A 12,926-nucleotide genomic window follows, 5' to 3' on the forward strand; every position below is an offset into this window, starting at 1 on the left:
GGTGGGGGTGGGTGGGCGGTGGGTGGGGGTGGGGGAGGCGGTGGGGTGGGTGGGGGTGGTGGGGGCAGTAGGATCTCGGGCGTGCGGGTTCTTTTGGTGGGTGGTGGCGGGCGGGAGCATGCGCTCGCGCTCGGGCTGGTCGGCGATCCGGGGGTTTCCGCGGTTGTCGCCGCTCCGGGCAATCCGGGGATCGCAAGCGTGGCTGAGCTGCGCACGGTGACTCCGACGGACCCGGCCGCGGTGGCGGCGTTGGCCGTCGAGACGGCGGCTGACCTGGTGGTGATCGGGCCCGAGGCGCCGTTGGTCGCCGGAGTCGCCGACGCGGTACGCGCCAAGGGCATCGCCGTGTTCGGCCCGTCCGGTGCGGCCGCCCAGTTGGAGGGTTCGAAGGCGTTCGCCAAGGACGTGATGACCGCCGCCGGCGTGCCGACCGCCAGGGCGTACGTCTGCACGGACGAGGAGAGCACCGCTCGGGCGCTCGACGAGTTCGGCGCACCGTACGTGGTGAAGGACGACGGGCTCGCCGCCGGCAAGGGCGTGGTGGTGACCGACGACCGGGCTGCCGCGTTGGCGCACGCCCGCGAGTGTGGACGGGTCGTGGTCGAGGAGTTCCTCGACGGCCCGGAGGTCAGCCTCTTCGTGGTCACCGACGGCGAGGCGGCGCTGCCGCTGCTGCCGGCGCAGGACTTCAAGCGGCTCGGCGACGGTGACACCGGGCCGAACACCGGCGGTATGGGGGCGTACGCGCCGCTGTCCTGGACCCCGCCCGATCTGGTCGACGACGTGATGCGGGACGTGGTGCACCCGACGCTCGTGGAGATGCGTCGCCGGGGCACCCCGTTCGCGGGGCTGCTCTACGTCGGGCTCGCGATCACGGCCGCCGGCCCTCGGGTGATCGAGTTCAACGCGCGCTTCGGTGACCCGGAGACCCAGGTGGTGCTCGCGCTGCTGGAGTCGCCGCTTGGCGGGCTGCTCCACGCTGCGGCCACCGGCACGTTGGCCGAGCACCCGCCGTTGCGGTGGCGGGACGGCAGCGCCGTGACGGTGGTGCTCGCCTCGTCGGGCTACCCGGCGGCGCCGCGCACCGGCGACGTGATCACCGGCGCGGAGGGTCCGGGCATCATCCACGCGGGCACCGCCCGCCGGGCCAGCGACGGCGCGTTGCTCTCCGCCGGCGGCCGGGTCCTCTGCGGTACGGCCACCGGCGCCGACCTGGCCGCCGCGCGGGATGCCGCGTACGTGCTTGTCGACGGGGTGGAGTTGGCCGGTTCGCAGCACCGTACCGACATCGCCGCCGCTGCGATCGAGGATCGCATCACGATTCCCGGCTGAACTCCGCAGCGGGCAGCGGTAACGACGCGCCTCACCACCGTCAGCCGTAGTAGCGGCGTAGTTCGCGGGCGAGCACCTTGCCGGTGGCGTTGCGGGGCAGGTACTTCACGAAGATCACGTCTCGGGGGACGCTGAACCGGGCCAGGAAGTGCCGGACGTACTCGCGTACCGCCTCGGGGTCGAGCGTCTCCCCGGGGTGCAGGGCGAGGAACGCGGACAGGCGCTGGCCGTACTCGGGGTCGGGTACGCCGATCACGGCTGCCTCGCGGACCTGCGGCAGCTGGGCGAGCAGGTCTTCCACCTCGGACGGGAAGACGTTCTCGCCTCCGGAGACGATCATGTCGTCGGCGCGACCGTCGACGAAGAGCAGCCCGTCGGCGTTGAGCCGGCCGAGGTCGCCGGTGTCGAGCAGGCCGTCGTGGGTTTCCCGGCCGGCACCGGAGGTGTAGCCCTCGAAGAGCATCTCGTTGCCGACGAAGATCCGCCCGACCCGGCCCTCCGGCACCGGCTGGCCGTCGTCGTCGAGCATCTCCAGCCGGGTCCCGTGCGGTGGGCGGCCAGCGGTGGTGGGCGCGTGACGCAGGTCCTGCGGGCTGGCGATGGAGGCCCAGGAGACCTCGGTGGACCCGTAGAGGTTGTAGAGGACGTCTCCGTAGACGTCCATGAACTTCGGGGCCAGCCCACCGGGGAGGGCGGAGCCGCTGACCGCGACGACGGTGAGCGCCGGCCGCGGTTCCGGTGGGGGCACCTCCAGCAGCCGTTGCAGCATCACCGGTACGGCGAAGAGTGCGTCGCAGCGCTGCGCGGTCAGGGCGGCGAGGGTGGCGGCCGGGTCGAAGCGACGGTGCAGCACGATCGTGGCCCGCAGCGCCAGGCAGACCTGGAGGGCGGCGAGTCCCCAGGTGTGGAAGATCGGCGCGGCGATCATCACCCGGTCCCGGGCGTGCAGGGGGATGCGGTCGATGATGGAGACCAACGGGCCGAAGCCGCTCGGCGTCGGCCGGCGGGCGCCCTTGGGCGTACCGGTGGTGCCGGAGGTGAGCACGATGATCCGGCCGTCGCGCTCCGGCGGGTGCAGGTCACCCGGCAGCGCCCCGGCCACCAACTCCTCGCGGGCGCGTTCGTCGAGTCGGGGCAGTTCGGCGGGGAGGCCGAGGACCCGCTCGGCGAACTCGTCGTCGTGCACCAGGAGCCGCAGCCGCTGTTCCTCGGCGACGGTGCCCAGTTGGGCGGCGCTGAGCCCGGTGTTGACGAGCACCGCGTCGACGCCGAGCAGGGTGGCGGCGACGATCGTCTCGATCAGCCCGTGGTGGTTGCGGCAGAGGACGCCGATCCGGTCGCCGGCCTGCACGCCGAGCCCGGCCCGCATCGAGCGGGCCATCCGTTCGGCCCGGTCGAGCAGGTCCTGGTAGGTCAGTTCGACGCCGTTCTCGTCGATGACGGCGGGGCGGCCCGGGTCCCGGGCGGCAGCCTGGCGTAGCTCGCCTGCCAGGCTCCATCCCCACGTCCGCAACGCGTTGAGCTGCGAGGCGACCCGGACCGGGCTGCCGGGGGTGAGCAGTCCACGACGGGTCAGGGTGGCGACCATGAACGGCAGGTCCATGCCGCAGACCTCCTAGGGGCGGTGCGCGGACGGGGCGGCGTATCCCCGTCCATCAGGGCTTCTTTCCTTGATCATGCACTGGGCGCGGCTGAAGGCCCAGTTGGCGTCGGCACGGGGTGACGAAGACGGCACAGATCGTGGAATCCGGGCCGCCGTCGGCCCGACCTGTTGCGGAGGGGTCGGGCCGACGGCGGTCAGCGGATCTGCATCCCGGAGATCGCCCGGGAGATGACAAGTCGCTGGATCTCCGAGGTGCCCTCGAAGATGGTGTAGATCTTGGCGTCCCGGTACCAGCGCTCGACCGGGTGGTCACGCAGGAAGCCGGCCCCACCGAGTAGCTGCACCGCCTTCTCGGTGACCGACACCGCCACCTCACCGGCCTTGAGCTTGGACATCGACCCTTCGCCGGCGGTGAACGGGCGGTTGTTGCGGCCCATCCACGAGGCCCGCCAGACCAGGAGCCGCGCCGCGTCGATCTCCGTCCGCATGTCGGCGAGCGCGAACGCGACCGCCTGGTTCTCGATGATCGGGCGTCCGAACTGGACCCGGTCCTTCGCGTAGTCGAGCGCGTACTCGTAGGCGGCCCGGGCCACGCCGAGCGCCTGCGCGCCGACGGTGGGTCGGGACAGCTCGAAGGTGCGCATGGCGGCCTGCCCGCTGGCCCGCTGTCCGGAGCGGGCCCGGGCCAACCGCTCGTCGAGCGAGTCCTTGCCGCCGAGCAGGCAGCGGCCGGGTACGCGTACCCCGTCGAGGAAGACGTCTGCGGTGTGCGACGCACGGAGGCCGAGTTTGCGCAGCTTGCGGGTGGCGGCCAGGCCGGGCGTGCCGGGTGGTACGACGAACGCCGCCTGGCCCCGGGAGCCGAGCGTGGGGTCGACGGAGGCGGTGACCACGTGCACTCCGGCGATGCCGCCGTTGGTGGCGTACGCCTTCTGGCCGGTGAGCACCCACTCGTCGGTGGCCTCGTCGTAGACGGCCCGGGTGCGCATCGCGCCGACGTCGGAGCCGGCCTCGGGCTCGCTCGTGCAGAAGGCGGCGACTGCCGGTGAGTCGACGTCGCCGAAGCACTGCGGCACCCACTCGACCATCTGGTCCGGGGTGCCGGCGCCGTAGATGGCGGCGACGGCGAGCGAGGTGCCGAAGATGCTCAGGCCGATGCCGGCGTCACCCCAGAAGAGTTCCTCGCTGGCGATCGGCAGGGAGAGCCCGGTCGGGTCGGCCCAGCAGGTGGCGAGGAACTCGAAGCCGTAGAGACCGACCTTGGCGGCTTCCTGGATCACCGGCCACGGGGTGTCCTCGCGCTCGTCCCACTCGGCGGCGGCCGGGCGCACGACCTCGGCGGCGAAGCCGTGCACCCAGTCGCGTAGATCCCGCTGTTCCTCGTTCAGGTCGAGCGAGAACTCAGCCATGTCAGGCCTTGGGGATGTCGAACAGGTTGGCGATGTTGGCGGCGAGGCCGAGGTCGCCCTTCGCCTTCAACTTGCCGGTCATGAACATCATCACCGGGTTCGCGCCACCGGAGACGATCTTCAGGAACTCGACCGGGCCCATGGTGAGGCTCAGCTTCGGGTCGTGCTGCGGGGTCTCGTTCACGACGCAGGTGCCGTCTGCGATGACCACCTCGTAGGTGTCGCTGCCGCCGTCGGGGCGACCGGTGATGATCCAGTGGATGACCGCGTTGGTGGAGCCGGCCCGGTCCGCGCGGAACAGCGACGGCATCCGGCCGAACACCTCGCCGAGGACCTTGCCGCGCAGGTCACCGGACATCACCTGGGCGATCTTGTCGTCCGGGGTGGACTTGACCAGCTGGGCGAACTCCTTGGGGCCGACGTTGGCGAAGGTGGCCGGGTCGAAGTCAGTCATCAGGTGCGCCTTCCGGAAGATTTGGCTACTCGCGCGTAACCCTACGCACGAGTAGGTATGCTCGCAAGGTGTCCAGCGTCCCCGCCTTCAAGCGCCTGCCGCGCGCCGTCCGCGAGCAGCAGATGCTCGACGCGGCCGTCAAGGTCTTCTCCCGGCGCGGCTTCCACGCCGCGAGCATGGACGAGATCGCGGAGGACGCCGGCATCTCCAAACCCATGGTGTACGCGTACCTCGGCACCAAGGAGGAGCTCTTCGTCGCCTGCCTGCACCGGGAGGGCACCCGGATGATGCAGGCCATCGCCGGGGCGGCGGCCCCCGACCTGCCGGCCGACGAGCGGCTCTGGCGTGGGCTGCGGGCGTTCTTCGGCTTCGTCGGGGCCCATCGCGACGGGTGGGCGGTGCTCTACCGGCAGGCGCGGGGCGAGCAGCCGTTCGCCGGCGAGTTGGCCACCATGCGGACCCGGTTGGTCGAGGTGGTCGCCGGGATGCTCGACCACGCACTGCGTGCCGAAGGTCGCGAGATCGCCGCTCTCGACCTGGAAGTCGTCGCGTACGCCCTGGTCGGCGCGACCGAGTCGCTTGCCGACTGGCTCGCGGACCATCCGGACGCCGACCCGGAGAAGACGGCCACCCGGATGATGAACGTGGCCTGGCTCGGTGCCGCCCAACTCCTGCACGGCGTCACCTGGTGTCCGCCGGCCGACTGACGGTCCCGGCGGAGACAGCGTCGATGCCCGGCTGGGCGGCCCGCGCCGCCCGATCTCGCCCCCGGAGCCAGCGGACCACCTCGACGACCACCGTCACCGTCAGGGCGAGACCCAGACCGAGCAGGAGACCACGCAGCGGGTCCTGCTCGAAGGCCAGCCCACCGAGGTAGCCGACAAGCGCCGAGTAGAGCCCCCAGGAGCCGGCGGCAAGCGCGTCGAAGGCCAGGAACCGTCGCCGGGGATAACCCACCGCACCCATGGTGAGGGTGACGGCGGTCCGGCCGCCGGGAACGTAGCGGGCCACGGTGAGGATCAGTCCTCCCCGGGTGGCGATCCCCCGGCGAGCCCGGTCGATGGCGGCCCGCCGTCGACCCTCGGGCGGCAACCGGTCGAGCAGCCGGGTGCCGCCGCCACGTCCGATGGCGTACGAGATGTGGTCGCCGACGAGCGCCCCGGCGGCGGCCACCAGGATCACCGCCGGCAGGTACGGCGCCCCGGAGGCCGCGAACACCCCCGCGGTGATCACCGCCGTCTCGCTCGGCACCACCGGGAAGAAGCCGTCCAGCACCGCGATCGCGAAGATCGCCAGGTACACCCAGGGCGAGGACATCGTGTCGTGCAGCAGGTCGAGCAGATCCATGATTCCGATGCTCGTCGGGGCGGCGGCTGTCGACATCGGCCAGTGGTCAGGCCGGCGGCACTACTTAGGTGTCGTCCGGCCCGGAGCGCGGGTCGGGGTCATCCCCCACCTCACCCGGGTACGGAGCAGCGGGGCGACCCGATCCGTCGGCCGAGCCCTAGGCTCGCTCCGTGGCCTCCAGCGCCGTCGCCCTCCGGCGGGTCGTCAAGCGGTACGGCCCGCTGCTGCTCGCCGGCACGGTCGGGGCAGCGGTCGGGGCCAGCGCGACAGGTGACATCGGGGTCCGCTCACCGCTGCCGGGCGCGGTCGTGCTGCTGATCGCGCTGGGCTCGGCGTGGGCGGCTGGCGCCGTCCGTACCCGTCGCTGGCCGTTGTTCCTGGCTGCGGCGGTCGGCTGGTTGGTGCTCGCCGCGGCGGCCGCCGGGGTGCTGGCCTCGTACCAGGCGGGTCTGCGGCTGCGCGGTCGCCGACTCGCCGGGTTTCTCGCCGGTGCGGCCGGGGTGCTGGCCGGCGGGGTGCTGGTCGGGCTTGCGGTGGGCGGCGTACGCCGGATGACCACCGCATCAAGCGGCAACGTGCTGCTGCTCGCCGCCTGCCTGGTCGGGCTGCCGTTGGTCCTCGGCCTCTGGGTGCGGGCCCGCCGGGACACGCTCGCCGCCCTGCGGGACCGGGCCGAGCGGCTGGAACGCGAGCAGGAGGCCCGCGCCGACCGGGTCCGCGCCGAGGAACGGACCCGGATCGCCCGGGAGATGCACGACGTGGTGGCGCACCGGGTCTCGCTGATGGTGGTGCATGCCGGGGCGCTTGAGGTGACCGCCGTGGATCCGGCGACCGTCGAGGCCGCCGCGCTGATCCGGACGACCGGTCGGCAGGCGCTCACCGACCTGCGCGAGGTGCTCGGCGTGCTGCGCCAGGCCGACCCGGCCGTGACGCCGGAGCGAGGGATCGACACGTTGGACGAGTTGATCGGGGAGTCCCGTGCCGCCGGGCTTCGGGTGTCCCGGCAGGACGAGGGCGTGCCGACGGCACTACCGGCGACGCTGGGGCGTACCGCGTACCGGGTGGTCCGCGAGGCGCTGACGAACGTGCGTAAGCACGCGGCCGACGCCGAGACGACCGTCTGTCTGCGCTTCCTGCCTGACGGGTTGGAGGTGCTGGTCCGTAACGGCCCGTCCGAGGGTGGGCCGACGCTGCCCGGTGCCGGGCAGGGAATCCTCGGGCTGCGTGAGCGGGTGGAGTTGCTCGGCGGCCGGTTGGAGGCGACTCCGGTGGACGGCGGCTTCCTGGTCCGGGCCCTGATCCCGCTTGCGGGCGCGGCGTGATCCGGGTGGTGGTGGTCGACGACGAGCAGCTGGTCCGGGCCGGGCTGCGGCTGATCCTCGAGGCGGCGGAGGACATCACTGTCGTCGGTGAGGCGGCGGACGGCGTCGGGGCGTTGGAGCAGGCCCAGCGGTTACGCCCCGACGTGGTGCTGCTGGACGTGCGGATGCCGGGGGTCGACGGGCTGACCGTCGCGCCCGAGGTGGTCGCCGCCGGCCCGAAGGTGATCATGTTGACCACCTTCGACCTCGACGAGTACGTGCACCGGGCGCTGCGGGCCGGCGCGGTCGGCTTCCTGCTCAAGGACACCCCGCCCCGCGAGTTGGCCGCGGCCGTCCGCACGGTGGCCGCCGGAAACGCGATGCTCGCCCCGACGGTGACCCGGCGCCTGATCAGCTCGTTCGCCGAGCGTGGTCCGGCCCGCCGGGACGCGGCTCGGGCGCGGCTCGCACCGTTGACCGAGCGGGAGTTGGCGATCGTCCGGGAGGTGGCGCGCGGGCACGGCAACGCGGAGATCGCCCGGCGGTTGACGATGAGCGAGGCCACCGTCAAGGCGCACGTCAGCCGGGCGCTTGCGAAGCTTCACGCGGGCAACCGGGTGCAGGTGGCCATCATCGTGCACGACGCCGACCTGCTGTGACGAGTGTCAGGTCGATCCGGCCCGGTCGGTGGTGGTGGCGGCGCGGCGGCGCGCCCGGTGGCGCAGCCAACGGATGCCCTCGATCCCGAGCGTGACGATCACCGACAGGCCGATCCCGGCGAGGACGCCCTTGACGGGGTGCCGTTCGAACGCCAGCCCACCGAAGTAGCCGAGCAGCCCGCAGTACAGGGCCCAGGTGATCGCCGCGATCGCGTCGTACAGCAGGAACGCCCGGCGGGGATAGCGCACCGCGCCCATGGTGAGGGTGACGGCGGTCCGCCCGCCCGGCAGATACCGGGAGGTGGTCAGGATCAGCCCGCCGCGCCGGTTCAGCGCGCGCCGGGCCCACTCCGAGCTGGCCCGTCGGCGGCTGCCATCGGGAAATCCGGCGAGGCGTCTCGCGCCACCACCGCGCCCAATGGCGTACGAGACGTGGTCACCGGCGCAGGCGCCCAGCGCGGCGGCGACGATCACCGCCGCCAGCTTGGGATTTCCGCTGGTGGAGAGCACGGCAGCGGTGATGACGGCCGCCTCGCCGGGTACGGCCGGAAAGAACGCGTCGACCGCCGTGAGCCCGAAGATCAGCAGGTACACCCACGGTGAGGTGACCAGCTGTCGGAGCAGGTCGAGCGCGGAGTCCATGCCCCCATGCTCGCCGGGTGCGACCCGCCCGGTGGCCGAAGCCGCGGGATAACCCTCACCTCTCCCCGCGCCGATCTTGCATTTTGTGTCCTGCCCAACCCCTGCGAAAGCCGCAAAACAACGTCCGAAAGTGCAAGATCGACGGGACGGGACGGGACGGGACGGGTGCGGGTGGGTCAGGTCGCGCGGGCCAGGGTCGGCGGGGCGAGCAGCGGGCCGCGCGTCCTCTTGTCGTCGGCGGTCGGACCGTGCGAGGTCAGCACCACGGGCGTGTCCAGCTCCGTGCTCACCGCCTCGGCCCAGTCCGACGGTGGGTCGTCGTACACCGGGCGGGAGCGCAGCAGGCGGGCGGTCAGCGCGGCCTGCCGATCCAGGTCGCCGGGTGGGCCTGGTGTGAGCCGGTCGGTGGTGTCGTAGCGGCGGCAGATGCGCAGGTCGGGGCCGGCCAGGTCGAGGTGGGTCAGCGCCAGGCCGTCGACGCCTCCGGCCGCCGCGAGGGCGTACCGGTGGGCGACCGCGTCGAAGTGGCCGAACCGGAACCGGCCCTGCCACGGGTTCGTCGGGTTGTGCGGGTCGGCGAAGGGCAGCGCCGGGTCCTCGGTCACCAACGGGCCGGGCCCGTGCCGGGTGGTGACCAGCCGGAGCACCCCGATCCGGGTCACGTCGCCGGGTCGGCCCGCCTCGGCGAGCAGGCTGTCGACGTTGCCGAACGTGGTGGTGCTCCAGGTGGTGTACGGGTGGAAGCCGTGCCACTCGTCGAGCAGCACCCCCTGCGCGCCCTCGAAGACGCAGGTCCCGGCGCGCAGCGCCCCGGCGAGCCAACCGCCGTCGACGATGGCGACCCGCCCGGTGAACCCGGTGAACCCGGGCAGACAGTCTTCGATCGGTGGCGCGTCGAGCGGGCCCAGCTCGGCGGTCAGCCGGTCCCGCAGGGTGGTCAGCCGCCGGCGCAGCAGCGCCGGGTGGTGGCAGTCGGCGACCCGTGGCGCGTCGTCGGGGTGGGCGAGACCGTACGCGACGGCCTCGCCCACCCCCAGCCCGCAGGAGCCGTGCCGGTCGGCCCCCCGGGCGATCTCGCGGGCCCGGTTGGCGGCCCGGTGGTACGGGGTGGCGAGCAGTGCGTCCCCGTCGACGGTCAGCCGATCGAGCGCGTCGGGCACCCCGACCGTGGCGAGGTGGTCGGCCTCGGCGGCGAGCGCCAACGGGTCCACCACCACGTGCCGGGACAGGTGCGTACCGACACCGGGATGGAACGTGCCGGCGCCGAACTGCGCGAACGTGTGGTGCCGCCCGTCGCGCAGCACGACGTTGTGCGCCGCCTGCGCGCCCCCGTTGAAGCGGACCACCGTGTGCACCTGACGGGTGGCGCAGAGCCAGTCCACCACCGTGCCCTTGCCGGCGTCGCCGTACCCGAGGTCGACCACCGCCAGGTGCCTCACAGCCGGGTCACCCCGCCGGCGGTGTCGGTGAAGGCGGGCAGCGTCGACACCTCGGCCCGCCGTTCCCGGCCGAGACGGGCCAGCGCCTTCGACACGGTGCCGGTGGCGGCGGAGCCGGCCCGGTCCAGGTCACGAAGGCCCTCGTCCAGGTCGATTGCCTGTTCGCCGAGGCCGATGGTGAGCGCGATGGTCTCGCAGACCGCGTCGAGGTCGTCGAGGACGACGGCGTTCTGACCCAGCAGGTCCCGCCAGAAGTCGAGCACCTTCGCGTTGCCGGCGTAGTGGCTGCCGGCGGGGAGCAGGTAGTAGGTGTCCCAGCGGCGGGTCACCTCGTCGACGACCTGTCGCAGCGGCACGTCCTCGGAGAGGTCGTCCCCGATCAAGCCGGCCACCTCCCGAGCCTTCACGCGGAGGTACGCCAACTCGTCGCCGATGACGAACAGGTAGCCGCGCCGGCCACGCTTCTCCCAGTTGTCGGTGACGGTGTGCCGGGCCATGAAGTACATGGCCAGCTCGTACGACTCGCTCATCTGCCCGCCACCACCACCCTCCAGGACGATCCGGCCGAGGTCGTCGTCCATCCGGTTGTCCGACTCGAACTGGCCCACCTGCAACGGCACCCGGTCGCAGGTGGCGTCGCCGATGGCGCCGAACATGATCTGCGGGTCGCTGGCGTAGCCCTGCCGTTGCAGCAGCCCGAGCAGCTGCGGCAGCTTGGTCTGTAGGACCCGCGGGACCGTCCGCATCGAGCCGGTCACGTCGAAGAGCACCGCGACGGGCGTCGAGCGGGGGTGCTCGTCGGAGTCGCGGCTCTCGCGGGTCGCGTCGCGGGGGTCGAGCGCGGGGTGCACGGTGCGCGCACCGCTGTCGCTGTAGGAGAAGGCGCTCTTGCCGGTGGACCGGCGGTAACGGTCGGCGGCGTCGTACACGTCGGTGGACCAGATTCCACTGCCCATGACAGCTCCCTAGGGGGTGAGGGTGAAGGGTCGGAAGGTGCGTGGCCCGTAGAGGCGGTCCAGCACCTGGTCGAGGTCGCGCAGCAGCCGCCAGGCGTCGTCGGGCCGGGCGTTCAGCGACCGTTGCCGGCAGCCCTGCGCGAAGGCGTGCAGCTCGCGGGGCGCACGCGGGCCCATCAGCCAGCTCATGCAGTGGCTGGCCATCGCGATGTCGGTGCCCGGCCCGCAGGGCTGTTTCGTGAGGACCTCCTCCGGGTCCCAGCCGTGGCCGGGCACGACCGCCGGGATGGTGCCTCCGACGGCGGCCGAGAGGCACCAGTCGACGAGCACCACGCCGTGGGCGTCCGGCTCGATCAGCACGTGTCGGGGCAGGACCGCGCCGTGCACGACCCCCGCCCGGTGGGCCAGGCCGAGCACCACCAGCAGCCGCCGCCACATCCAGGCCACGTCCCGGGCGTCCAGCCCGTCCGGGTACGCGCGTCGCACCTCGTCGAGGTCGTGCAGGCCGGGTGCGGTGGCGAGCACGTTGACCCGCCGATCCGCGCCGGTGGCGGCGTCGCGGTGTCGGAACTCGTCGACGAGTCGGGGCACGTACGGCAGGTAGCGGGGGTCGCCGCGCTCGGCGATGGTGCGCAGGGCGTGTGCCTCGCGGGCCATCAGGTCGTTGTCGGTGGGCCGTCGGGGCAGCTTGAGCAGTCGGTTGTCGCCCACGTCGTAGAGGTCGGCCAGGTCACCGGAGTGGGCCAGCGCGCCGAGTCGGTAGTCGCCGAGGACTGTGGTCTGCCGGGCCCGCCACCTGGTGGTGACGTGGATGAACGCCTCGGTGGCTTCGGCGCGTACCGCCGGGTCGGCCGGTAGGTGGTCGGGGTGCAGGGCCGCGACCAGCTCGCGGTAGCGCCGGGCCGGCTGGTCAGCGCCGAACAGGTCGGCGTCGGTGCGGGCCGCCGCGACCAGGCCGATGGCCTCCGCGGCCCTCACCGCACCGTCTCCTCGCGGGCCGGGCGCAGCAGCGCCGGGTGCAGCAGGCGGGCGTCGCCGGCCCGGTAGAGCCGGGCGCGCGGCCCGCCCCGGGCGCCGCCGCGCTCGGTGCTGGCGCCGGTGCTCTCCACGAAGCCCGGCACGGAGAGCACCTTGCGGTGGAAGTTGCCGGCGTGCAGCGGGTGCCCCCAGACCGTCTCGTAGACGGCGCGCAGCTCGCTGATGGTGAACTCGGCGGCGAGGAAGCGGGTGGCGAGCGGGGTGTACTCCAGCTTGGAGCGGGCCCGTTCCAGCGCGTCGTCGATGACCCGGCCGTGGTCGAAGGCGAGCTGCCGGCTCGTCAACGCGGTCACCGGCAGCCAGATCGCCTCGTCGGCGTCACTGCCGGCGGCCGGGTCGGGCAGGTCGGGGGCGAACGCGAGGTGGGCGATCGAGACGACCCGCATACGCGGGTCACGGTCCGGAGCGCCGTAACTGCCCAACTGCTCCAGGTGTACGCGACGCAGCGCCTCGCCGCCGAGCCCGGTCTCCTCGGCCAGCTCCCGTCGGGCACCGGCGGTCAGGTCCTCGTCGGGGCGGACGAAGCCCCCGGGCAGCGCCCAGTGCCCGGCGAAGGGTGCCTCGCCGCGCCGGATCAGCAGCAGGTGCAGTGCACCGTCCCGGATGGTCAGTGCCACCACGTCGACGGTCACGGCGACCGACGGGTAGGCCCGGGGGTCGTACGCGGCCAGGAACTCCTGCTCGTTCATCGCGTCTCTCTCATTCTGAGAACATCTCGCTGTGAGAACAACCTAGCGCAGAAGTGC

The 12,926-nt window shown here is 72.9% G+C and carries 13 protein-coding genes; 4 read left to right on the top strand and 9 right to left on the bottom strand.

What is annotated here, in order from left to right; all coding sequences use genetic code 11:
• The first annotated feature begins 81 nt into the window (after positions 1-81).
• A complete protein-coding gene (gene purD / locus ACWER9_RS14290) occupies positions 82-1,332 on the top strand; it encodes a phosphoribosylamine--glycine ligase (RefSeq protein ID WP_452302260.1) in 1,251 nt (416 codons plus the stop codon).
• Between the two features lie 40 nt (positions 1,333-1,372).
• Here the strand turns inward: purD and ACWER9_RS14295 are convergent, their stop codons facing one another.
• The 3 genes from ACWER9_RS14295 to ACWER9_RS14305 form a co-directional block, all read right to left on the bottom strand.
• Positions 1,373-2,935, bottom strand: coding sequence for an AMP-binding protein (locus tag ACWER9_RS14295; protein WP_452302261.1), 1,563 nt, complete (start codon positions 2,933-2,935; stop codon positions 1,373-1,375).
• A gap of 194 nt (positions 2,936-3,129) precedes the next feature.
• The gene (locus ACWER9_RS14300) at positions 3,130-4,344 is read right to left on the bottom strand and encodes an acyl-CoA dehydrogenase family protein (RefSeq protein ID WP_452302262.1); all 1,215 of its coding nucleotides are present in this window, start codon (positions 4,342-4,344) and stop codon (positions 3,130-3,132) included.
• Between the two features lies 1 nt (position 4,345).
• Positions 4,346-4,798: an SCP2 sterol-binding domain-containing protein gene (locus ACWER9_RS14305; RefSeq protein WP_124815440.1), complete on the bottom strand. Its 453-nt coding sequence runs from the start codon at positions 4,796-4,798 to the stop codon at positions 4,346-4,348.
• Positions 4,799-4,866: 68 nt separating this feature from the next.
• Between ACWER9_RS14305 and ACWER9_RS14310 the strand changes: the two genes are divergently transcribed.
• Complete coding sequence (locus ACWER9_RS14310; protein WP_452302263.1) at positions 4,867-5,505, top strand: TetR/AcrR family transcriptional regulator; 639 nt, start codon at positions 4,867-4,869, stop codon at positions 5,503-5,505.
• On the opposite strand, the gene ACWER9_RS14315 is transcribed toward ACWER9_RS14310, so the two are convergent.
• Positions 5,480-6,145 carry a DedA family protein gene (locus tag ACWER9_RS14315; RefSeq protein WP_452302264.1) on the bottom strand — a complete coding sequence of 222 codons (666 nt, stop codon included), beginning with the start codon at positions 6,143-6,145 and terminating at the stop codon, positions 5,480-5,482. The genes ACWER9_RS14310 and ACWER9_RS14315 overlap by 26 nt on opposite strands.
• A gap of 170 nt (positions 6,146-6,315) precedes the next feature.
• On the opposite strand from ACWER9_RS14315, the gene ACWER9_RS14320 reads away from it, so the two are divergent.
• The gene (locus ACWER9_RS14320) at positions 6,316-7,467 is read left to right on the top strand and encodes a sensor histidine kinase (protein ID WP_452302265.1); all 1,152 of its coding nucleotides are present in this window, start codon (positions 6,316-6,318) and stop codon (positions 7,465-7,467) included.
• A complete protein-coding gene (locus ACWER9_RS14325) occupies positions 7,464-8,105 on the top strand; it encodes a response regulator (RefSeq protein ID WP_452302266.1) in 642 nt (213 codons plus the stop codon). Before ACWER9_RS14320 ends, ACWER9_RS14325 begins: the two co-directional genes overlap by 4 nt.
• 6 nt (positions 8,106-8,111) lie before the next feature.
• Here the strand turns inward: ACWER9_RS14325 and ACWER9_RS14330 are convergent, their stop codons facing one another.
• The 5 genes from ACWER9_RS14330 to ACWER9_RS14350 form a co-directional block, all read right to left on the bottom strand.
• Positions 8,112-8,747, bottom strand: coding sequence for a DedA family protein (locus ACWER9_RS14330; protein ID WP_452302267.1), 636 nt, complete (start codon positions 8,745-8,747; stop codon positions 8,112-8,114).
• 176 nt (positions 8,748-8,923) lie between these two features.
• Positions 8,924-10,186 (bottom strand): adenylosuccinate synthetase, encoded by a 1,263-nt coding sequence (locus tag ACWER9_RS14335; protein ID WP_452302268.1) that lies wholly within the window; start codon positions 10,184-10,186, stop codon positions 8,924-8,926.
• Entirely contained in the window at positions 10,183-11,142 is a 960-nt protein-coding gene (locus tag ACWER9_RS14340; protein ID WP_452302269.1) for a hypothetical protein, read from the bottom strand. Before ACWER9_RS14340 ends, ACWER9_RS14335 begins: the two co-directional genes overlap by 4 nt.
• Before the next feature lie 9 nt (positions 11,143-11,151).
• Positions 11,152-12,120: a serine/threonine protein kinase gene (locus tag ACWER9_RS14345; protein ID WP_452302270.1), complete on the bottom strand. Its 969-nt coding sequence runs from the start codon at positions 12,118-12,120 to the stop codon at positions 11,152-11,154.
• Positions 12,117-12,869 (bottom strand): NUDIX hydrolase, encoded by a 753-nt coding sequence (locus tag ACWER9_RS14350; protein WP_452302271.1) that lies wholly within the window; start codon positions 12,867-12,869, stop codon positions 12,117-12,119. The genes ACWER9_RS14345 and ACWER9_RS14350 overlap by 4 nt, the downstream gene beginning before the upstream one ends.
• Positions 12,870-12,926 lie beyond the last annotated feature (57 nt).

This window comes from Micromonospora sp. NPDC003944, from assembly GCF_053605225.1.

Excerpts from the sequence above, each read along its gene's own strand:
- ACWER9_RS14300 (WP_452302262.1), bottom strand. The coding sequence starts at position 4,344 with ATGGCTGAGTTCTCGCTCGACCTGAACGAGGAACAGCGGGATCTACGC.
- ACWER9_RS14305 (WP_124815440.1), bottom strand. The coding sequence starts at position 4,798 with ATGACTGACTTCGACCCGGCCACCTTCGCCAACGTCGGCCCCAAGGAG.
- ACWER9_RS14315 (WP_452302264.1), bottom strand. The coding sequence starts at position 6,145 with ATGGATCTGCTCGACCTGCTGCACGACACGATGTCCTCGCCCTGGGTG.
- ACWER9_RS14350 (WP_452302271.1), bottom strand. The coding sequence starts at position 12,869 with ATGAACGAGCAGGAGTTCCTGGCCGCGTACGACCCCCGGGCCTACCCG.
- ACWER9_RS14330 (WP_452302267.1), bottom strand. The coding sequence starts at position 8,747 with ATGGACTCCGCGCTCGACCTGCTCCGACAGCTGGTCACCTCACCGTGG.
- ACWER9_RS14295 (WP_452302261.1), bottom strand. The coding sequence starts at position 2,935 with ATGGACCTGCCGTTCATGGTCGCCACCCTGACCCGTCGTGGACTGCTC.
- ACWER9_RS14340 (WP_452302269.1), bottom strand. The coding sequence starts at position 11,142 with ATGGGCAGTGGAATCTGGTCCACCGACGTGTACGACGCCGCCGACCGT.